We start from the raw sequence: 20,754 nt of genomic DNA on the forward strand, positions 1-20,754 counted from the left end.
CCTTGATCGGAAAGAGGGGATCGTCGGCGAGCCGGCGATCCGGAAGAGTGTTGGCCCTGGGCCTGCGCGACGACTGCCTGTCGCGCCATTAGCAATGAAGATTCCAACGAAAAGCCGTATCGGCACCGATTCCCGAGGGAGCCGGCGTTCGGGGTCAGGGACCCTGGAAATTCATGATTCGGGCGACAGGATAAGCCCTCCTCGCTAGGGAAGACAGTCTTGACAGAGGGGTGTTTCGCCGTCCCAGGCTATACCGACGAACTGCTATATATGGTGGTGCGGGGGTGCAAAGGCCACTAGATGTCGCGTTTGTCACGTTTTCAGCTGTGGATAAGACGTGGATAAGCTGTTCGGGACTGGGGGGTATCCTGGGGGTGGTACCCGGCCAGTGCGCGTGAAGGCTGGGATCAGAGCGAGGTGGTCAAATAACGTACAACGTGGCGGAACCGGCATGACAAAAGCGTCAAGGGATATACCGGTTCGCTATGAGCATTTTCTCCACCATAAGAAAACGTTCGATGGCCGCTGCGACGTTCTGCCCCGGCTAACCTCCGCGGCTCTCATCGACCAGAGAACCCTTCCTCTATATAGGCTTCCCTCAGTGCCGAGGCGCGACCAGCGTCAGCAACCGCTGTTGCTCGTCCAGGCGGAAGTGACCGCGCAAGGATGTCCCGGCGGACCAGCGCGGCGAGAGATCGAGCAGCAGGCGGATGTCGAAGGTACCGCCGGGATCGGTGCCAAGGATCTCGGCATCCTGGAAGAAGAACATCTGCTCGACCTGGGGGTGCAGCGCCTTGAACAGACTTTCCTTGGCGGAAAATGCCAGGGTGATGGCAAAGGCCTGCCGATCTTCGTCCAACGCCTGCACGCTTTCCTGTTCGGCCGGAGTGAGGATCTGGTCGGCCAGACGTAGGGCCTTGGCCGGTTCGAGCAGAGTCTCCACATCCAGACCGAGACCCTGGTAGTCCCGGGCGCTGCCCACCACCGCGGCTGCCCAGCCATGGCTATGGGTGATGGCGCCGACCCAGCCGGTCGGCCAGGCGGGTCCGCGGTCCGTGGTGCGATGACCGGGCACCGCAGCAGTACCGCTCAGCTGGCGCAGCGCCTCGCGAGCGCAGAGACGACCGGCCAGGTACTCGGCCTGGCGCTTGGCCACGGCGCGGCGGATGTTGTCCGGAGGCAGGGCGCCCAGGCGCAGGGCGTCGCGCTCGAAGCTCACCTGGGCGGGATCGAAACGGCAGTGCAGCAGGCTCAGGGAGGCAAGTTCCGCCGCCAGGAGCGGTAGCGGCTCGGGCGCTGTGCAGCAGCCGGGCAGGTCGGCGGGGGGCAAGGCAGGCATCTCAGCCGACTACTCGTGGAGGGTAGCTACGGATCACGACAGGCTCCGAGGGAAGGGCGCGCAAAGGATAGCCGACTACCGGCTCTGGCTGGCGGAAAACCGCCTCGGACGGTGGGGGATTTCCGCCCCTTTTCGTCGGGTGGCGAGGTTCCGCCCGCCGCGGGCTACTAGACTTTTGGCTGAAAGGTGCATGAAAGCTGGCCTTTTGATTGCGCAGCCAAAAGTGGAACGACGATTGCTTAGGTTTAGCCAGATACTGGCGTCACCGTCGCGCGGCCGCCAGATCCACAACAAAAAGCTCTCAGGATGAGAGAGCCAACATCAGTCAGGTGCCCACTCAGACAGGACGTCAGGCAGTGGCCACAAGGGAAAGAGCCATGACAGCAACCGTCGACACAACAACTACTACAGCTCCCGCGCCCAAGCGACCCGTCAAGCAGCCGATCTACAAGAGCCTGTACTTCCAGGTAATCGTGGCGATCGTCCTGGGTATCCTGCTCGGCCACTTCTATCCCCAGACCGGCGCGGCCATGAAGCCGCTGGGCGACGGTTTCATCAAGCTGATCAAGATGGTCATCGCGCCCATCATCTTCTGCACCGTGGTGACCGGCATCGCCGGCATGCAGAACATGAAGGCCGTGGGCAAGACCGGCGGCATGGCGCTGCTGTACTTCGAGATCTTCTCCACCATCGCACTGCTGATCGGCCTGATCGTGGTCAACGTCGTCCAGCCGGGCGCCGGCATGAACGTCGACGTCAGCACCCTGGACACCAAGGGCATCGCGGCCTACGCGGCAGCTGGTGAGAAGCAGAGCACCATCGACTTCCTGATGAACATCATCCCGTCGACGGTCGTCAACGCCTTCGCCACCGGTGAGATCCTGCAGGTCCTGTTCTTCGCCGTGCTGTTCGGCTACGCCCTGCATCGCCTGGGCGAGACCGGTCAACTGGTGTTCAACTTCATCGACCGCATCTCCCACGTCTTCTTCAACATCATCAACGTCATCATGAAGCTCGCCCCCATCGGCGCCTTCGGTGCCATGGCGTTCACCATCGGCAAATACGGCGTCGGCACCCTGGTGCAGCTGGGCTACCTGATGGCCTGCTTCTATATCACCTGCCTGCTGTTCGTACTGGTGGTACTGGGCGCCGTCGCACGCATGCACGGCTTCAGCATCCTCAAGTTCATCAAGTACATCCGTGAAGAACTGCTGATCGTGCTGGGTACCTCGTCCTCCGAGTCCGCCCTGCCGCGCATGCTGACCAAGATGCAGAAGCTGGGCGCCGAGAAGTCGGTGGTTGGCCTGGTGATCCCCACCGGCTACTCCTTCAACCTCGACGGTACCTCCATCTACCTGACCATGGCTGCGGTGTTCATCGCCCAGGCCACCAACACCCAGATGGACATCACCCACCAGATCACCCTGCTGCTGGTGCTGCTGATCTCCTCCAAGGGCGCCGCAGGCGTCACCGGTAGCGGCTTCATCGTGCTGGCCGCCACCCTGTCCGCCGTCGGTCACGTACCGGTCGCCGGCCTGGCGCTGATCCTGGGTATCGACCGCTTCATGTCCGAAGCCCGCGCCCTGACCAACCTGGTCGGCAACGGCGTGGCCTCCATCGTGGTCGCCAAGTGGTGCGGCCAGCTGGACGAGCAGACCCTGAAGACCGAACTCGCTCGCGGCCCGAACGCCGTCGAAGTCGAGGAAGCTCGCCAGACTGCCTGAGCCTAGCGCGAGGACCGCTCCTGGAGCGGTCCCGCCGGCACTCGCGAAACGCCCGTATCGAAAGATGCGGGCGTTTTCTTTTGCCTTGGATTTGCTGAGGGAGGGCGCAGGCGCTGTGCCCTGGCGGAAACGCCGAGCGATCAATTGGCTGGGGTTGCCTCAACCGCCAGCCAGGGTGCCCGGGCTGCGGCTCCATCACGGGCTCCATCACGCTCTTGGGTGGCAGCCAGGATGCAGTGGAAAGCAGGGGGGGCGCTGTACGCGGGCCTTGCGAGCGTCGTCTTGCCGGAGGACGAGCAGGCGCAGGGAAGGTGACCAGGCTGCGTGGTCGCAGGCAGGTTGCCGAAGCAGAGGGGGAAGGGGACGGGTAATAGCAGGAGGAGGGGTGAAGCGCTGGCAGACCGCCAGCGCTTCGGGGGTGCATCAGCGACGCAGGGTCGGGCGATAGCCCATCACGCCGTAGAACAGGATGTAGAGGTAGCAGACCAACGGGATCAGGAAGGAAGGCAGCAGGCCGATGGTATCGGCGAAGTAGCCCTGGATGGCCGGCACCAGGGCGCCGCCGACGATACCCATGCACAGCAGACCCGAACCCTTGGAGGTGAACTTGCCCAGGCCCTTGAGCGCCAGGGAGAAGATGGTCGGGAACATGATGGAGTTGAAGAAGCCGATAGCTAGCAGGGCCCACATGGCGACCTTGCCGCCTTGCAGCACGGCTACGGCCAGCAGCACACCGATGGCGATGGCATTGAAGCTCAGCACCAGGTTCGGCCGCACCTTGGTCATGATCACGCCGCCGATGAAGCGACCGACCATGGCGCCGCCCCAGTACAGCGACAGGTACTTGGCGGCGGTAGCGGCGTTCAGGCCGGCCACGTCCGGGCTTTCCATCAGGCTCACCAGGTAGCTGCCGATGGACACTTCGGCACCCACGTACATGAAGATGCCTACCACGCCGAGCAGCAGATGGCGATAGGCCCAGACGCTGTTGGCGGCCAGGGCGTTCTCGTCGGTGGCGTTGTCCTGTTCGGTGTCCTTGATCTGCGGCAGGCGGAAGAGGCCGATGATCACCGCCAGGGCGACCAGCATGCCGGCCAGGATCAGGTAGGGCAGCTGCACCGAATGGGCGGCGGAGTCTTCACCGACCAGCGCCAGGATGGTCACCGCGCCCACCAGTGGGCCGACGGTGGTGCCCAGGGAGTTGAAAGCCTGGGTCAGGTTGAGGCGCGAGGCCGCGGTTTCCGGCTTGCCGAGGATGGTGACATAGGGATTCGCCGCCACCTGCAACACGGTGATGCCGGCCGCCAGTACGAACAGGGCGGTCAGGAAGAAGCCGTAGGAGTGGGCTCCGGCCGCCGGGTAGAAGAGCACGCAACCAACGCCGGCAGTGAGCAGGCCGACGATGATGCCCTTCTTGTAGCCCAGACTTTCCACCAGGCGACCCGCCGGGAAGGAGACGATGAAGTAGGCGGTGAAGAAGCAGAACTGGATCAGCGAGGCCTGCAGGTAGCTGAGGGTGAAGACCGCCTTGAGGTGGGGGATGAGGATGTCGTTCAGCGAGGTGATCAGGCCCCACATGAAGAACAGCATGGTGAGGACGATCAAGGGTCCGCGGTAGCTCTGGTTTTGATTGTGCATTGGGGCTCCATGGGTACAACAGTTTCTTGTTTCTGCCCGCGATTCTCGGACAGCGCTGTCTAGGGCGGCTGCGCAGACACAGCGAAGCGGCGCGAGATTAAGCTATTCGCGCTGCTGAATCCATTCTTCCTGGAGGTTCGCAGGCGAAGTGCCGGCGCCTTCGACCGCGGGGCCGGTGACCGGTTCAACGGGGCACGGCGCAGAAATGAAAAACGGCGCCAGAGGCGCCGTTTGGGTCACACAAGCGAGGGCTATCAGCCCTGCCAGCGCTTGAGTACCAGGGTGGCGTTGGTGCCGCCGAAGCCGAAGCTGTTGCTCATGACGAGGTCCAGCTTGGCGTCTTCCTTGGTCTCGCGCAGGATCGGCAGGTCAGCGACTTCCGGATCCAGTTCGTCGATGTTGGCCGAGCCGGCAATGAAGTTGCCTTCCATCATCAGCATGCAGTAGATGGCCTCATGGACGCCGGCGGCGCCCAGGGAGTGGCCGGACAGGCTCTTGGTGGAGCTGATGGCCGGCGCCTTATCACCGAACACGGCGCGTACGCCCTTGATCTCGGCCACGTCGCCCACCGGGGTGGAGGTGCCGTGGGTGTTCAGGTAGTCGATCTCGCCGTCGACGGTGGACAGCGCCTGCTGCATGCAGCGGATGGCGCCTTCGCCGCTCGGGGCGACCATGTCGTAGCCGTCGGAGGTCGCGCCGTAGCCGACGATCTCGGCATAGATCTTGGCGCCACGGGCCAGGGCGTGTTCGAGTTCCTCGACCACCACCATGCCGCCGCCGCCAGCGATGACGAAACCGTCACGCTTGCTATCGTAGGCACGGGAAGCCTTTTCCGGCGTCTCGTTGTAGTCGCTGGAGAGCGCGCCCATGGCATCGAACAGCATGCTCTGGGTCCAGTGCTCTTCCTCGCCGCCGCCGGCGAAGACCACGTCCTGCTTGCCGAGCTGGATCTGCTCCATGGCCAGGCCGATGCAGTGGGCGCTGGTGGCGCAGGCCGAGGCTACGGAGTAATTCAGGCCCTTGATCTTGAAGGGGGTGGCCAGGCAGGCGGAGACCGTGCTGCTCATGGTCCGGGTCACGCGGTAGGGACCGACGCGCTTGACGCCCTTCTCGCGCAGGATGTCCAGGGCTTCCATCTGGTTGAAGGTGGAAGCGCCACCCGAGCCGGCGATCAGGCCGGTGCGAGGGTTGGAGACCTGGTCTTCGGCCAGACCGGAGTCCTTGATCGCCTGCTCCATCGCCAGATAGGCGTAGGCGGCGGCATCGCCGACGAAGCGCTTGACCTTGCGGTCGATCAGTTCTTCGAGGTTCAGGTCGATGGAACCGGAAACCTGGCTGCGCAGACCCATTTCGGCATATTCCGGATTGTGACGGATGCCGGCACGGCCTGCGCGCAGGTTGGCGGAAACGGTGTCTTTATCATTGCCCAGGCACGAAACGATACCCAGACCGGTAATGACGACGCGACGCATGCGAAAAGCCCTTAGAAGCTATCGGTGGAAGTGAACAGGCCGACGCGCAGACCTTCGGCGGAGTAGATCTCGCGACCGTCCACGCTAACTGTGCCATCGGCGATGGCCAGAATCAGCGACCTGTTGATGGTGCGTTTGATATGGATATTGTAGGTGACCTTCTTGGCGGTCGGCAGTACCTGGCCGAAGAACTTCACTTCGCCAGAGCCCAGGGCGCGACCACGACCCGGATTGCCCTGCCAGCCAAGGTAGAAACCGACCAGCTGCCACATGGCATCCAGGCCCAGACAGCCCGGCATCACCGGATCACCTTCGAAATGGCAACCGAAGAACCAGAGGTCGGGACGGATATCGAGTTCCGCCACCAGTTCGCCCTTGCCGTATTTCCCGCCTACCTCACTGATATGCGTGATCCGATCGATCATCAGCATGTTCGGTGCGGGCAATTGGGCATTGCCCGGACCGAAGAGCTCGCCACGGCTGCAGCGCAGCAAGTCTTCGTAGGTAAAGGCGTGTTGTTTGGTCATGCAAGCTCCTGTAGCTGGCCTAGGTCCAGGCTCTGGCGACTCCGAAGGTCGCTCTGGGTATGGCTTCGTGTAGCAGTAGACTGCCGGGGCATCGGGAAAGTCACAGGCCAGCGCCCCGCTCGTTAACGGACCATTGTGCACTTTCCGCAGTCAATTCTCCATCCTGGGAGGCCGTTCAGGATCTTGTGGCCCTTGGGTCAGCGAAGCGAGCAGGGCCGAGAAAGTGCTGTTTACCGGTGCTAAATGTGCATCGCGCAGCCGTTTTCAACACCGTTCGGCCGAAACGATGCAGATCGTGAACAGGCCCTGAGGCGTTCGTGCGGCTACCGTATACTGGGCGACGAGGCCGCGCGACCGCGGTGATGACGAGAGTTTCGATGACAGTCCAATCCCCCATCGCCGTCCTGGGTGGCGGCAGTTTCGGTACCGCCTTGGCCAATCTGGTCGCCGAGAACGGGCTGCCGGTGCGTCTGTGGATGCGCGATCCGCAACAGGCCGAGACCATCCGCCGCGAGCGCGAGAACCCCCGCTACCTGAAGGGCATCAAGGTGCACGCCGCGGTCGAGGCCACCAGTGATCTGCCGGGCGCCATCCAGGGCTGCGAGCTGATCCTGGTAGCGTTGCCGTCGAGCGCGCTGCGCCAGGCGCTGGCGCCCATCGCCCAGCAACTGGAGGGACGTTTCCTCGTCAGCACCACCAAGGGTATCGAGGCGCATTCCTTCATGCTGATGAGCGAGATCCTCGCGGAAATCGTGCCGCGCGCGCGTATCGGCATCATCTCCGGCCCCAATCTGGCCCGCGAGATCGCCGAGCATCAGCTCACCGCTACCGTGGTGGCCAGCGAGGACGAAGCCGTGTGCCGGCAGGTCCAGGCGGCACTGCACGGCCGTACCTTCCGCGTCTATGCCAGCGCCGATCGCCTCGGCGTCGAACTGGCCGGCGCCCTGAAGAACGTCTACGCCATCATCGCCGGCATGGCCGCGGCCCTGGCGATGGGCGAGAACACCCGCAGCATGCTGATCACCCGGGCCCTGGCCGAGATGACCCGCTTCGCCGTGCAGCGCGGTGCCAATCCCATCACCTACCTGGGCCTGGCCGGGGTCGGGGACCTGATCGTGACCTGCTCGTCGGAGAAGAGCCGCAACTACCGGGTGGGTCACGCCCTCGGACGGGGACTGACCCTGGACGAGGCGGTGGCGCAGATCGGCGAGACCGCCGAGGGCGTCAACACCCTGCGCGTGCTCAAGGAAAAAGCGGATGAGCTGGGCGTCTACATGCCCCTGGTCAACGGCCTCTATGCGATCCTGTTCGAGGGTCGCAGTTTGGGGCAGGTGATCGAGGCCCTGATGGGCGGTGAGCCCAAGACCGATGTCGATGTGGCGGACGCCGCCGAGATCCTGAACAGGCTCTGAGCCGCTACACTGTCTGAAAAGAGGAATTCCCATGTCCCAACCCGAGCATTCCCGCGAGCTGCTAGGCCTGCGCCTGATCTGGATGCTGCTGTTCCTGTTCGTCTGGCTGGGTGCGCAGTACGTGCTGGCGGTGGTGGTATTGGTGCAACTGGTGGTGCGCCTGATCAAGGGCGAGGCCAACCCCGGGCTGATCGCCTTTGGCGCAGCCCTAGGCGCCTATCTGGCGCAGATCGTCCGCTTCGGCACCTTCGCCAGCGAAGTGAAGCCCTGGCCCTTCGCCGACTGGCCGGCCACCGAGCCCGCCGACGATCGCTCCGCCACCGCGCCATGAAGCTCTGGCTGCTGCGGCATGGCGAAGCCGAGGCGCGGGCGTCCAGCGACGAGCTGCGCGAGCTGACCATGGCCGGTCGCGCCGAGGTGTTGCGTAGCGCCCTGCAACTACAGGGTGCCCAACTGCAGCTCGTCCTCGCCAGTCCCTACGTACGGGCGCAGCAGACGGCGGCCCTGGTTCAGCAGCAACTGGGCTGGCCAGGCGAGGTGCGCAGTGCCTCCTGGGCCACGCCCGACGGCGAGCCGGAACGCGCCCTGGACGAGCTGGAGCGCCTGGGCGTGGAGGAGCTGCTGCTGGTGACCCACAATCCCTTCGTCGCTGAACTGGCCGGCTGGTTGCTGCACGGTCATTGGCAGGCACCGGTAGCCATGGGCACCGCGTCCCTGCTGTGCCTGGAGGCGCCGCTGTCCCTGGCCGGCGGTTTCGAGCTGGTCAGTCACTTCCACGGCTGACGCCCTTGCAAGGAAAGTACATGAGCATCTGGCAGACCCTTCCGGATCCTGAGGACCTCGGGCGTGCGCTCGAAAACACCCTCGCCGAACACCTGGACATGCGCATCGAAGCCTGGGACGACAGCAGCCTGACCGCCAGCATGGTGGTCGACCGGCGTACTCACCAGCCCATGGGGTTGCTGCATGGCGGCGCCTCGGTGGCCCTGGCGGAAACCGTGGGCTCGATCGCCAGCATGCTCTGCGTGGATCGTTCGCGCTTCTATTGCGTGGGTCAGGAAATCAACGCCAACCACGTGCGCGGCGTGCGTTCCGGGCGGGTAACGGCGGTCGCGCGGCCCCTGCACCTGGGGCGCAGCAGCCATGTCTGGGACATCCGCCTGAGCGATGAGGAAGGCCGCCTGACCTGCGTATCGCGGCTGACCGTGGCGGTGGTCCCGCTGCAACGGGACGCCTCCTAGACATGGCCAGCGTCTGGCTGGCAGGGGAGGCAAGCACATGACGGCCCAGGTGCAGGAGCTGCGCCTGGAGCTGCCTCATATCGAGCTGAGCGCCCGGGTGTTCGGCCCGGAAGACGGCTATCCGGTGCTGGCGCTGCATGGCTGGCTGGACAATGCCATGACTTTCGCCCAGCTCGCTCCACGGCTGCACGGTCTGCGCATCGTCGCGCTGGACCTGCCCGGGCACGGGCTGTCGGCGCATCGTCCCGCTGGCGTCGGATATGCCATCCAGGACTATGGACTGGATGTGCTCGCTGCCGCGCGGCATCTGGGCTGGGACCGCTTCGGCCTGCTCGGGCACTCCATGGGCGCCATCGTCGGCGTCATCGCCGCCGCGGCCCTGCCGGAGCAGATCGAGCGCCTGGCGTTGATCGATGGCCTGCTGCCCTACACCACGCCGGCGGAGGAGACGTCGGAGAAACTCGGCAAGGCGCTGCTCGCCGAGCTGGAATTGCCCAATCGACGCAAGCCGGTCTATGCCACGGTGGAAGACGCCGTGGCGGCGCGACTGAAGGGGGCGCTGACGGTCAGTCGCGAAGCCGCCGAGTTGCTCGCCGAGCGCGGCTTGATGGCGGTGCCGGGTGGCTATACCTGGCGCTCCGATCCGCGCCTGCGGCTGCCCAGTCGGATGCGTTTCACGCCGGAGCAGGCGGCGGCCTGCCTGGGCGCCGTGCGCTGCCCGACGGCGCTGGTGGTGGCCGCAGACGGCCTCGTGGCGCCCCATGCCGAGGCCATGCGCCTGGCACGGCAGCAGCCACACTTCAGCCTCCATGAGCTGCCGGGCGGGCACCATCTGCACCTGGACGATGCCGCGGGCGCCCAGGCCGTCGCAGATTGTTTCAATGCCTTCTTTGCCGCCAGCACCGGGCGCGACGAATAATGCGGCATGCCTAGCCGTCCGTTCTGCCTCAGCACCACTTTCGTCCGCCGATCCCTGCTGATCGGCCTGCTGTTTTCCACCTGTAGTGTGCAGGCAGCCGTACTGCCCGAAATCGCGCCCATGGATCATGCCCAGCTCGTTCGCGAAACCGGACCGGCAACCGCCGAACGCCTCTATCCGCTGGGGCCGGCCAGTCGCATCGGCGGTCGCCTGCGCCTGGAGGATTCCTTGCAGGTGGAAGGCGAACTCCAGACCCAGACCTTCGAGCTGGCCCCTGGGCATCCGCCACTGGCACGGCTGGACAGCGAACGCCAGCGCCTGCAGCAGCAGGGCGCGACGCTGCTCTACTGGTGCGAGGGGCGTGACTGCGGCGCCAGCAGCGTCATCGCCAACAGCCTGCTGGGCGAGGCCATGCTGTTCGGGCCCGACGACCAGCAGGGTCTGCTGGTATTGCAGCTGGCGGAGTCACAGACGGTGCTGATGCTCTATGGCATCACCCGGGGCAACCGCCGCGGCTACCTGCATGCCGAGCGGCTGCAGGCCGGCCAACCCCTGCCCGAGTTGTTGCCGAGCGCTGCCACCCTGCTCAAGGAATTGCAACGCGACGGTCAGCTGCTGCTGCCCGCCCTGGAGCGGACGCCGGAGCAACCCTGGATCGCCCGCCTGGCGGCGGCCCTGGCGCTCAATGGCGATGTCGCCGTGACCCTGGGTGGCGGCCAGGCCATGGCCTGGCAGAGCGCCCTGCGCGACGCCGGTATCCGTGCGCCGCGACTGCAGACCGAGGCCAGCCGCGCTGCCGGGCTCTATCGCCGCTAGACGTCGTTGACGTAGCGGGTCCGCCCCGCGCCCAGACCAAAGAGCGTGGCCAGCACGGCGATCAGGGTGAAGAGCACGCCCATGGGCGCCCAGTCGTGGGTGGCGTCATGGATGATGCCCACCAGCAGCGGGCCGAGCGAAGCCAGGCTGTAGCCCGCGCCCTGGGCCATGCCCGACAGCCGCCCGGCGGTTTCCGCATCCCGCGAGCGCAGCACCAGCAGGGCGAGCGCCAGGCTGAAGGTGCCGCCCTGGCCCAGGCCGAGCACGACGGCCCACAGCCAGAGACTACCCAGCGGCGCATAGAGGCAGCCCAGCAAGCCGGCGAGGGTCAGGCTCATGGCCACCACGATGGCCAGGCGCTGGTCTCTGCCGCGGGTCGCCAGCCAGGGGGCGGTGAGGGCGCTGACCAGCTGGGTCATCACCGAACCCGACAGCATCAGACCTGCCTGCACCATGCCCAGGCCGCGATCCATCAGCAGGGTCGGCAGCCAGCCAAAGACGATATAGGCCAGCGACGACTGCAAGCCCATGTACAGGGTGATCTGCCAGGCCAGTCGGTTGCGCCACAGCGAACCGCCGGCACCCCGGCGCGGTGCGATGGTGGGCGGCTGGCGCAATTGCGGCAGCCAGACCAGCAGGGCCACCACGGCGACCAGGGCCCAGGTGGCGAGAGCAGGTTGCCAGCGGCCGTCGAAGGCCGCGGCGAGGGGCGCGGTGGCGCCTGCGGCCACGGCGGCGCCAATGCACAGCATCATGGTGTAGAGCCCCATCAGCTGGCCGGCCTGGGCGGGAAAGTCGCGCTTGACCAGGGCCGGCAGCAGCACGCCGAGGATGCCGATGCAGGCGCCGGCGATCAGGCTGCCAAGAAACAGCCCCAGGGGTGGTAGCAGACTGCGCAGGACGATGCCGCCGGCGAGCAGCGCCAGAATGGCGCCCAGCGTGCGCTCGCTGCCCCAGCGGCGCGCCAGGCGCGGGGCCAGGGGCGCGAATAGCCCCAGGCAGAGTACCGGCAGGGTGGTGAGCAGGCCGATGGCGCTGCTGGAAAGGCCCGTGCTGGCTTCGATCTGCCGCAGCAGGGGCGCCAGGCTGGAGAGGGCCGGGCGCAGGTTGAGGGCGATGAGCATGAGGCTGGCGAGCAGCAGGCTGCGTTGCCAGGGCGTGAGGTGGGACGTCGCTGAAGAAGACATGAGCACTGCTATGACCGGGGAAACCGCCAATGCTAGCGCACCCTGGCCATAACGCACGGCGCTTCCGTTCGCTACCCTTCAGCGGGAAAAAATAGTTGGCGGACCGGCTAAAAAATCGCCAGTTCGTCCATCGCCGCACCGCCGCTCACTTGTCCGGGGTCGGCCGGAGGTTTTCCACGAGGTTATCCACAGCAACTGTGGATTACCGCCAGAAAACAGTCCTTTTGCTTTGGCTGGCGATCTGTTAGGCGCGGTCGGTCCCCGCCGCCTGACAGGCATTTGCTACTATTACGCCCCTTCGCGCTGGCTGTCGAACCAGCGCCACCGCTGAACCGGAGTAACGATGACCGATCCCATTCGCCTCACCCAATACAGCCACGGTGCCGGTTGTGGTTGCAAGATCGCCCCCAAGACCCTGGAGACCATCCTGGCCGGCAGCGGCGCCCAGCATCTGGATCCGCGGCTGTGGGTGGGCAATGCATCGCGCGACGATGCGGCGGTCTATGGCCTGGATGACGAGCGCGGGGTGGTCTCCACCACCGACTTCTTCATGCCCATCGTCGATGACCCCTTCGATTTCGGTCGCATCGCCGCCACCAATGCCATCAGCGACATCTATGCCATGGGTGGTGACCCCTTGCTGGCCATCGCCATCCTCGGTTGGCCGGTCAATGTGCTGCCGCCGGAAGTGGCGCGCGAGGTCATCGCCGGTGGTCGGCGGGTCTGCGACGAGGCCGGCATTCCCCTGGCCGGCGGCCATTCCATCGACGCGCCCGAGCCGATCTTCGGCCTGGCCGTGACCGGGATCGTGGAGAAGCGCCACCTCAAGCGTAACGACACCGCGACCTTGGGCAGTCGTCTCTATCTGACCAAGCCGCTGGGCATCGGCATCCTCACCACCGCCGAGAAGCGCGCCCTGTTGCGGCCGGAGGATCGCCATCTGGCGCGTGACACCATGTGCCAGCTCAATCGTCCCGGCAGTCGTTTCGGCCGCCTGGCCGGGGTGACGGCGATGACCGACGTCACTGGCTTCGGGCTGCTCGGCCACCTGGTGGAGATGGCCGACGGCAGTGGCCTGACAGCCGAACTCAACTTCGCCGCCATTCCCCGTCTCGACGGGGTGGATTTCTATCTGCAGCAGGGCAGCGTGCCCGGCGGCACCGAGCGCAACTTCGACAGCTACGGCAGCCGCATCGCCCCGCTGGACGAGGCCCGCCGCCAGCTGCTGTGCGATCCCCAGACCAGTGGCGGCCTGTTGGTGGCCGTGGCCCCCGAGGGCGAGGCGGAATTCCTTGGCGTGGCCGCGGAGCTGGGTCTGGCCCTGCAACCCATAGGGCAACTGGTGGCTCGGCGCGCCCATGCGGTCGAGGTGGCTTGATGAACCAGCGTGAGGATGCCCGCGACCTGCGAGCGCTGTTCCTGAGCGATGTACCCCTGATCGATGTCCGCGCCCCGGTGGAGTTCGGCAAGGGGGCCTTTCCCCAGGCGACCAACCTGCCATTGATGAACGACCTGGAGCGCCAGCGCGTGGGCACCCGCTATAAGCAGCAGGGCCAGCAGGCGGCGTTGCAACTGGGTCATCAACTGGTGTCTGGTGCGGTCAAGGAGGCGCGCATCCAGGCCTGGGCCGATTTCGCCCGGGCCCATCCGGAGGGCTATCTCTATTGCTTCCGCGGCGGCTTGCGCTCGCAGATCAGCCAGGAATGGCTGCGCAGCGAGGCCAGCATCGCCTATCCGCGGGTGGTGGGTGGCTACAAGGCCATGCGCAACTTTCTTATCGACACGCTGCAGCAGGCGCTCGCCGAGTGCCGCTTCGTAGTGGTGGGCGGCATGACCGGTACCGGCAAGACCGAGGTGGTGGCTCAACTCGACAACGCCGTCGACCTCGAAGGCCATGCCAACCACCGCGGTTCCAGTTTCGGCAAGCGCGCCACGCCGCAGCCGGGCCAGATCGATTTCGAGAATCGCCTGGCCGTCGATCTGTTGCGCCGCCGCCAGGCGGGGCAGGGGCAGTTCGTGCTCGAAGACGAGTCACGGCTGGTCGGTCGCTGCTCCTTGCCGTTGGAATTGCACCAGGGCATGCAGCAGTACCCGCTGGTCTGGCTGGAAGACAGCCGGGAAAACCGCATCGAGCGCATTCTGCGCGACTACGTCATCGACCTGGCGGCGGAGTTCCTTGCCCTGCACGGGCCGGAGCAGGGCTTCGCGCTGTTCGCCGAGCAGCTGCGCAAGAGTCTCTCCGGCATCGCCAAGCGCCTGGGTGGCGAACGCTTCCAGCGCCTGTCGGCCATTCTCGAAGACGCCCTGGCCGAGCAGGAGCGCTCGGGCGACGTTGCCGCGCATCGCGGCTGGATCGAGGGGCTGCTGGCCGAATACTACGATCCCATGTACGCCTATCAGCGCGAGAGCAAGGCGTCGCGGGTGATCTTCAGCGGCGACCAGGCCGCGGTGGTCGAGTTTCTGCGCAATCGGGGCTGAACAGCGGCCACGGTTAGCGGTCTACGCTGCGGTTATCCGGCCGTTCCGGCCGGTCGCAAGGAGAAAGAGAGATGAAAGCGAAACTGGTTCCCGTCCTGGCTGCCACCCTGGCCGCCGTGGTACTCGCGGGGTGCTCGGGCAAGGTGGTCAATCGCGACAGCTGCGCCAGCCAGACCCGTTCCGCCTGGCAGGAACTCGACCTGGCCAAGGCCGAAGGCTTTTCCGGCACCGTGAGCTATTCCAAGGCGCTGGCGCTGCTGTCCACCGCCAAGACCCAGCAGCAGGTCGAGGCCTACACCGGTTGCGTGAAGAATGCGGAAAAGGCGCGCTTCTATATTCGCGAGTCTCGCGCCGGTCGTTGATCGTTCGTGCGGCTGGCAAACGGCCGCCATCCAAAGCGACGTCGGCATAACCGAGTGCGACGGATAGCGGCTCGTTAGCCCCCAGCCCCTCAAGAATCGGCTTCTGCGGACGACAGCGTCGGTAGAACTCATTCCGTTGGGGTGCCGTATGAAAGGGATTGCCCGCTATCGCCTGGCCAATTGGCGAACCGCGACCAAGCTGGCGGTGGGCTTTGCTCTGGTGCTGCTGCTGACACTGGTGGTGGCCCTCCAGGGCGGCCTTGCGCTCAAGGATGTCGAGCATCGCTTCGGTTCCCTGCGCGACATGGCGGCGGTCAACCGGCAGGTGATGCAGGTGCGCGCCCTGGAGCAGGGCTTTCGCCTGAGTGGCGAGGCCGCCCAGGCCGAGCACCTGCGGCAGGCCTTGCCGGTGGTGCTCGAGCGGTTGGGGCAGTTGCAGGCGGAGATGGGCAATGCCAACGCTGCCGATATCGATGCCGCCCGCGAGGCCACCAAGGCCTATGGTGCCGCCTTCGCCGACTTCGAGCGCCTCAATACCTCGCGCCGTCTGGCCATGGAAGGGGCGGCCTTCCTGGTGGAAGGCGCGGCCAACAGCCTGGATATCCTCCAGTCCGGTCTGCTGGATGACGGTGCCTATGCGCTCAAGGATTCCGCTGGCAAGCAGGGCGCCGAACTCCTGACCCTGTCGCAGCAGGTCGGCGAACTCTATCGCCTGATGCTCAAGAGCCTTGACGAAGCTCAGGCACGGGCAGGCAAGAACACGGTGGACGACCAGCCCTTGCCCTCGGCTAGTGCCGCCCTCGAGCTACTGGCCAAGGTGGAGCCGCAGCTGAGCGATCCGGCCTATTCCTCGGTCATCCAGGACGTCTCCACCAATATCAAGGAATTCATCCGCCGCCTGGGCGACTATGCCGCCGCCCTGGCCCAGGAGCAGACCGCCGGTGCGCGGATGACCAGCCTGGCCGAGGCCGCCGTGGAGCGGGTCGATGCCCTTTATGGGCAACAGGAAGCCGAGTTGCAGGCGATGATGACCAAGCGCCTGCTGACCATCGGCGGCGTCGCCCTGCTGGCGCTGATCGTCGGTGCCCTGGCCGCGCTGATCATCACCCTGGCCATTGTCCGCCCGCTGCGCAAGGTGATCGCTGCCGCCGAACGCATCGCCCAGGGCCAGCTGGATGTCGAGTTGACCGTGGATCGCGGTGACGAGATCGGCCAGCTGCAACGTTCTAGCGCCAGCATGGTGGCGGCGCTGCGTGGCATGGTTCTGCAACTGCAGAATGGCATCGGCCGGCTCGGCCAGTCCGCCGCGGCCCTGGCCGAGCAGGCCCGGGAGGCGCAACTGGGCGTGACCCGCCAGCGCGAGGAAACCGATCAGGTGGCGGCGGCCATGGCTGAATTGGCCGCCACCGCCCAGGGCGTCGCCGCGGACGCCGAGGCCGCCGCCGGTGCCGGCGACCAAGCCGAGCGCCAGGTCAGCGACGGCCAGGCGGTGATCGGCCGCAGTCTGGCCGGTATCGAGACCCTGGGGGTAGACGTCCGGGCAGCTGCCGAGCGACTCGAAGGCGTGTCCCACGACAGCCAGGCGATCAGCAGTGTGCTGGACGTGATCAAGGCAGTGGCCGAGCAGACCAACCTGCTGGCGCTCAACGCGGCCATCGAAGCGGCCCGCGCCGGTGAGCAGGGGCGAGGGTTTGCTGTGGTCGCCGACGAAGTCCGCGCCCTGGCGCGCCGTACCCAGCAGTCGAGTGTCGAGATCGAGCAGCTCATCGTGGCGTTGCAGAAGGGCAGTGGCGAAGCGGTCGCGCGGATGCAGCAGAGCGAAACCCTGCTGGCCGGGACCCTGGGCAGTGCCGGCGATACCCGGCGGGCCTTCGCCGGTATCGCCACGGCGGTGGCCAGCATCCAGCAGAAGAATCAGCAGATCGCCGCGGCGGCCGTGCAGCAGCGGGGCGTGGCCGAAGAGGTGGCGGTCAATGTCACCCGGATTCGCGACGGCGCCGATCAGTCCAGCCAGGCGATGGCGGCGACGGCGTCAGCCAGTCGGGAGCTGGCCGAGCTGGGCGACGAGCTCTCGCGACTGGTGCAGCGCTTCCACGTCTGAGCGAACCCGCTACTGGGCGTTGAGCGCCTGCCCGGTGGTGCCTCGACTGTCGGGGCCGAGCAAGTAGAGATAGACCGGCAGGATGGCCTCCGGCGCGGGCACCCGGGCAGGATCTTCCTCGGGATAGGCCGCCGCACGCATGGCGGTGCGGGTGCCGCCCGGGTTGACGCTGTTGACCCGGATGCCGGCTTCTCCAAGCTCCTCGGCCCACACCTGCATCAGGCCTTCGGTGGCGAACTTAGACACCGAATAGGCGCCCCAGCCGGCCCGTCCCTTGCGACCGACGCTGCTGGAGGTGAAGATCACCGAGGCCATGTCGGCGGCCCTGAGCAGCGGCAACAACGCCTGGGTCAGGGCGAAGCCCGCCTGGACGTTCACCTGCAGCACCTGCGCCAGGGCCGCGGCGGAGGTTTCTTCCAACGGCACCCGCGGTCCCAGCAGGCCGGCGTTGTGAACCAGGCAGTCCAGGCGGCCATGACTTCGCTGCAGGCGCTCCGCTACGGCGGCATAGGCCGCCGCGTCAGCCTGTTCCAGATCCAGTACCAAGGCCTCGACCTGGCCACCGCCGGCCTGGATATCCTGGCACACCGCATCCAGCGCCGCGGCATCGCGACCCTGGAGGATGACCTTGGCACCCAAGGCCGCACAGCCCTTGGCCAGGGCGGCGCCGATGCCGCGGTTGGCGCCGGTGACGAGGATGACGCGGTCTTTCAATAGCTCGGCGGGAGCCTGGTAGTCGAACATCTGAACCTCTAGCAGCCGCACAGCGCGCGGTCGAGCAGGGCGCGCAATTCCAGCGGGTGGTCGATGATGGCGTCGGCACCCCAGTGCTCGGGGTGGTCGTCCGGATGGATGTAGCCGTAGCGTGCCGCCACCGTCTTGCTGCCAGCGGCGCGGCCCGACTCGATGTCGCGCAGGTCGTCGCCGATGAACAGGGCGGTCTGGGGATCGACATCCAGTTGCCGACAGGCCAGCACCACCATCTCCGGGTCTGGCTTGCTGTGCGTGACGTGATCCGGACAGACCAGGCAGGCCGAGCGTTCGGCCAGGCCCAGGCGCTGCATGATCGGCTCGGCGAAGCGCACCGGCTTGTTGGTCACCACGCCCCAGCGCAGCCGGGCGGCGTCGAGATCGCGCAGGATCTCGTCCATGCCCTCGAACAGCCGGGTATGGACCGCGCAGTGCGTCTGGTAGCGTTCGAGAAACTCCAGGCGCAGGGGCTCGAGTTCGGTGCCCAGCGGGTCGACCTCGAAGCCGGCCAGGATCATGGCCTTGGCGCCACCGGAGATGACGCCGCGCAGGCGGGCTTCATCGGCGAGCGCAAGGCCCCTGTCCTGGCGCATGCCCTGGATGATGGCGATGAAGTCCGGCGCCGTGTCCAGCAGGGTGCCATCCATGTCGAAGAGGACCGCTTGCAGACGCATGGCCTAGTCCTCGCGCTGGGTGCGCACCATGTAGTTCACCGTCACGTCGCCTTCCAGCTTGTATCTCTTGGTCAGCGGGTTGTAGGTGAGGCCGATGACGTCGCGCAGGTTGAGGCCGGCGGCACGGGCCCAGGCACCCAGTTCCGAAGGGCGGATGAACTTGCGGAAATCGTGGGTGCCGCGGGGCAGCAGGCGCAGCACGTATTCCGCGCCGACGATGGCGAACAGATAGGCCTTGGGATTGCGGTTGATGGTGGAGAAGAACACCTGGCCGCCCGGCTTGACCAGGTCGTGGCAGGCCTTGATCACCGAGGAGGGATCCGGCACGTGTTCGAGCATCTCCAGGCAGGTCACGATGTCATAGGTGCCCGCATGCTTGCGCGCGTGGTCCTCGGTGGTCTCCTGGATGTATTCCACCGGCACGCCGGACTCCAGCTGGTGCAAGCGGGCGACGGCCAGGGGCGCCTCGGCCATGTCGATGCCGGTCACCTGGGCACCACGTTGGGCCATGGCCTCACTGAGGATGCCGCCACCGCAGCCGACGTCCAGCACCTTCTTGCCGGCCAGGCCGGCGTGCTGGTCGATCCAGTTGACGCGCAGCGGATTGATGTCGTGCAGCGGCTTGAATTCGCTCTCGCGATCCCACCAGCGGTAGGCGAGGGCCTCGAACTTGGCGATCTCGGCGTTATCGACGTTGGACATGGGGTTCTCCAGAGGCAAGGGAGCGGGGCGCGTCAGGCGCCCTGCTGGATACGGGTGGCCCACTGCTGCGCATTGGCTATGAGTTCGGCCTCGTCCAGGCGCACGAGTTCGCTCTGGCGTAGCAGCGGCACGCCGCCGACCCAGACGTCGCTGACGCGGTCCCGGCCGGTGGCATAGATGAGTTGCGAAACGGGGTCGTAGAGCGGCTGCTGGGCGAGACCCCCGAGGTCGACGGCGGTCAGGTCGGCGGCCTTGCCCATTTCCAGCGAACCCAGGCAGCGCTCCAGGCCCAGGGCGCGGGCACCGTTCAGGGTCGCCATGCGCAGCGCGCGATGGGCATCCAGGGCAGTGGCCGAGCCGGCGACGGCCTTGGCCAGCAGGGCGGCGGTGCGGGTTTCGCCGAGCAGGTCGAGATCGTTGTTGCTGGCCGCGCCATCGGTGCCGATGGCCACGTTGACGCCGGCCTGCCACAGGCGCTCCACCGGGCAGAAGCCGCTGGCCAGCTTGAGGTTGGACTCGGGGCTGTGGATGACGTGGCTGTTGGTTTCGACCAGGTTTTCCAGGTCCTCGTCGTCCACCTGGGTCATGTGCACGGCCTGGAAACGCGGACCGAGCAGACCCAGGCGCCGCAGCCGGCTGAGCGGCCGCTCGCCGGTCTGCTCCAGCGCCTGCTCCACCTCGAAGGCGGTCTCGTGCACGTGCATCTGGATCGGTGCCTGCAACTGCTCGGCCAGCACCAGGATCTCTTCGAGCTTGGCGTCGGCCACGGTATAGGGCGCATGGGGGCCGAAGGCGACGCTGATGCGCTCGTGCAGCTTCATGTCGTCGAACAGCTCCAGGCCACGACGGATCATGTCGTCCGCCGTGCGGGCGCCGGGAATCGGGAAGTCGAGGATCGGCAGGCAGACCTGGGCGCGCACGCCGGTGCGATGGATCGCCTCGCAGGCCACCTGGGGATAGAAGTACATGTCCGAGAAGCAGGTGATGCCGCCCCGGATCTGCTCGGCGATGGCCAGGGTGGTGCCGTCGCGGACGAAATCCTCGTCGACCCAGCGGCCTTCGGCCGGCCAGATGTGATCCTGCAGCCAGGTCTGCAGCGGCAGGTCGTCGGCCATGCCGCGAAACAGCGTCATGGCGGCGTGGCCGTGGGCATTGATCAGCCCGGGGATCAGCACCTTGCCCGGCAGCTCCAGGGTCTCCTTCGTCGGCTGGCGCAGAGCCTCGGCGCGCGGGGCGAGCAGGGCGATGCAGCCATCGCGTACCCCCAGGGCGTAATCGCGCAGGACCACCCCGGCCGGCTCCACCGGCACGATCCAGCTGGGGAGCAACAAGAGGTCCAGGGGCGCGGGGGTGGGCATCGGCGACGATTCCAAGAGGGGCGAGCCGGCAGTATAGCGGTCCTTGTGGCGCTA

Annotated in this window: 20 protein-coding genes and 1 pseudogene; 12 read left to right on the forward strand and 9 right to left on the reverse strand. The window is 66.3% G+C overall.

Going from position 1 to position 20,754, the window contains the following annotated elements:
- Positions 1-598 precede the first annotated feature (598 nt).
- Positions 599-1,339 carry a 4'-phosphopantetheinyl transferase family protein gene (locus LRS53_RS01605; protein ID WP_231354716.1) on the reverse strand — a complete coding sequence of 247 codons (741 nt, stop codon included), beginning with the start codon at positions 1,337-1,339 and terminating at the stop codon, positions 599-601.
- A gap of 377 nt (positions 1,340-1,716) precedes the next feature.
- Between LRS53_RS01605 and LRS53_RS01610 the strand changes: the two genes are divergently transcribed.
- Positions 1,717-3,063 (forward strand): dicarboxylate/amino acid:cation symporter, encoded by a 1,347-nt coding sequence (locus tag LRS53_RS01610; RefSeq protein WP_051226179.1) that lies wholly within the window; start codon positions 1,717-1,719, stop codon positions 3,061-3,063.
- A gap of 423 nt (positions 3,064-3,486) precedes the next feature.
- Here LRS53_RS01610 and LRS53_RS01615 read toward each other — a convergent pair whose 3' ends face one another.
- The 3 genes from LRS53_RS01615 to fabA all read right to left on the reverse strand — a co-directional run bounded on the left by LRS53_RS01615 (position 3,487) and on the right by fabA (position 6,700).
- On the reverse strand, positions 3,487-4,701 hold the full coding sequence (locus LRS53_RS01615) for a sugar MFS transporter (RefSeq protein ID WP_017641973.1): 1,215 nt from the start codon (positions 4,699-4,701) through the stop codon (positions 3,487-3,489).
- Positions 4,702-4,955: 254 nt separating this feature from the next.
- A complete protein-coding gene (gene fabB, locus LRS53_RS01620) occupies positions 4,956-6,173 on the reverse strand; it encodes a beta-ketoacyl-ACP synthase I (RefSeq protein ID WP_017641974.1) in 1,218 nt (405 codons plus the stop codon).
- 11 nt (positions 6,174-6,184) lie between these two features.
- Positions 6,185-6,700, reverse strand: a complete 516-nt coding sequence (fabA, locus tag LRS53_RS01625; protein WP_007160484.1) for a 3-hydroxyacyl-[acyl-carrier-protein] dehydratase FabA — start codon at positions 6,698-6,700, stop codon at positions 6,185-6,187.
- A 377-nt stretch (positions 6,701-7,077) separates the two neighbouring features.
- Between fabA and LRS53_RS01630 the strand changes: the two genes are divergently transcribed.
- Genes LRS53_RS01630 through LRS53_RS01655 form a run of 6 tightly spaced genes read left to right on the forward strand, consistent with a single transcriptional unit; the run spans position 7,078 to position 11,088 of the window.
- Positions 7,078-8,112, forward strand: coding sequence for an NAD(P)H-dependent glycerol-3-phosphate dehydrogenase (locus LRS53_RS01630; protein WP_064308389.1), 1,035 nt, complete (start codon positions 7,078-7,080; stop codon positions 8,110-8,112).
- A 31-nt stretch (positions 8,113-8,143) separates the two neighbouring features.
- On the forward strand, positions 8,144-8,443 hold the full coding sequence (locus LRS53_RS01635; protein ID WP_093254715.1) for a DUF4389 domain-containing protein: 300 nt from the start codon (positions 8,144-8,146) through the stop codon (positions 8,441-8,443).
- Complete coding sequence (gene sixA / locus LRS53_RS01640; protein WP_231354717.1) at positions 8,440-8,895, forward strand: phosphohistidine phosphatase SixA; 456 nt, start codon at positions 8,440-8,442, stop codon at positions 8,893-8,895. The genes LRS53_RS01635 and sixA overlap by 4 nt, the downstream gene beginning before the upstream one ends.
- A gap of 20 nt (positions 8,896-8,915) precedes the next feature.
- A complete protein-coding gene (locus tag LRS53_RS01645; protein ID WP_064308386.1) occupies positions 8,916-9,353 on the forward strand; it encodes a hotdog fold thioesterase in 438 nt (145 codons plus the stop codon).
- Between the two features lie 37 nt (positions 9,354-9,390).
- A complete protein-coding gene (locus LRS53_RS01650) occupies positions 9,391-10,272 on the forward strand; it encodes an alpha/beta fold hydrolase (protein ID WP_231354718.1) in 882 nt (293 codons plus the stop codon).
- Between the two features lie 6 nt (positions 10,273-10,278).
- A complete protein-coding gene (locus LRS53_RS01655) occupies positions 10,279-11,088 on the forward strand; it encodes a DUF4892 domain-containing protein (RefSeq protein WP_231354719.1) in 810 nt (269 codons plus the stop codon).
- Here the strand turns inward: LRS53_RS01655 and LRS53_RS01660 are convergent.
- Entirely contained in the window at positions 11,085-12,275 is a 1,191-nt protein-coding gene (locus LRS53_RS01660) for a CynX/NimT family MFS transporter (protein ID WP_231354720.1), read from the reverse strand. The genes LRS53_RS01655 and LRS53_RS01660 overlap by 4 nt on opposite strands.
- Positions 12,276-12,618: 343 nt before the next feature.
- Between LRS53_RS01660 and selD the strand changes: the two genes are divergently transcribed.
- The 5 genes and pseudogenes from selD to LRS53_RS23755 all read left to right on the forward strand — a co-directional run bounded on the left by selD (position 12,619) and on the right by LRS53_RS23755 (position 17,216).
- A complete protein-coding gene (gene selD / locus LRS53_RS01665) occupies positions 12,619-13,653 on the forward strand; it encodes a selenide, water dikinase SelD (protein WP_231354721.1) in 1,035 nt (344 codons plus the stop codon).
- Positions 13,653-14,753, forward strand: coding sequence for a tRNA 2-selenouridine(34) synthase MnmH (gene mnmH / locus LRS53_RS01670; protein ID WP_231354722.1), 1,101 nt, complete (start codon positions 13,653-13,655; stop codon positions 14,751-14,753). The genes selD and mnmH overlap by 1 nt, the downstream gene beginning before the upstream one ends.
- Positions 14,754-14,824: 71 nt before the next feature.
- Positions 14,825-15,115 (forward strand): hypothetical protein, encoded by a 291-nt coding sequence (locus LRS53_RS01675; protein WP_231354723.1) that lies wholly within the window; start codon positions 14,825-14,827, stop codon positions 15,113-15,115.
- A gap of 1,027 nt (positions 15,116-16,142) precedes the next feature.
- Positions 16,143-16,331 (forward strand): annotated as a pseudogene (locus tag LRS53_RS23750) (HAMP domain-containing protein); the annotation flags it as partial.
- Positions 16,332-16,373: 42 nt separating this feature from the next.
- A complete protein-coding gene (locus LRS53_RS23755; protein WP_442968477.1) occupies positions 16,374-17,216 on the forward strand; it encodes a methyl-accepting chemotaxis protein in 843 nt (280 codons plus the stop codon).
- Between the two features lie 9 nt (positions 17,217-17,225).
- Here the strand turns inward: LRS53_RS23755 and LRS53_RS01685 are convergent, their stop codons facing one another.
- The 4 genes from LRS53_RS01685 to LRS53_RS01700 are packed head-to-tail and all read right to left on the reverse strand — an operon-like array spanning position 17,226 to position 20,700.
- Positions 17,226-17,960 carry a YciK family oxidoreductase gene (locus tag LRS53_RS01685; protein WP_231354725.1) on the reverse strand — a complete coding sequence of 245 codons (735 nt, stop codon included), beginning with the start codon at positions 17,958-17,960 and terminating at the stop codon, positions 17,226-17,228.
- An 8-nt stretch (positions 17,961-17,968) separates the two neighbouring features.
- Complete coding sequence (gene mupP / locus LRS53_RS01690) at positions 17,969-18,640, reverse strand: N-acetylmuramic acid 6-phosphate phosphatase MupP (RefSeq protein WP_184286353.1); 672 nt, start codon at positions 18,638-18,640, stop codon at positions 17,969-17,971.
- 3 nt (positions 18,641-18,643) lie between these two features.
- A complete protein-coding gene (ubiG, locus tag LRS53_RS01695; protein WP_059315629.1) occupies positions 18,644-19,342 on the reverse strand; it encodes a bifunctional 2-polyprenyl-6-hydroxyphenol methylase/3-demethylubiquinol 3-O-methyltransferase UbiG in 699 nt (232 codons plus the stop codon).
- A gap of 32 nt (positions 19,343-19,374) precedes the next feature.
- Positions 19,375-20,700, reverse strand: coding sequence for a TRZ/ATZ family hydrolase (locus tag LRS53_RS01700; protein WP_231354726.1), 1,326 nt, complete (start codon positions 20,698-20,700; stop codon positions 19,375-19,377).
- Between the last annotated feature and the right edge of the window lie 54 nt (positions 20,701-20,754).

The organism is Pseudomonas sp. PLB05 (genome assembly GCF_021106615.1).
Lineage (GTDB): Bacteria > Pseudomonadota > Gammaproteobacteria > Pseudomonadales > Pseudomonadaceae > Chryseomonas > Chryseomonas benzopyrenica.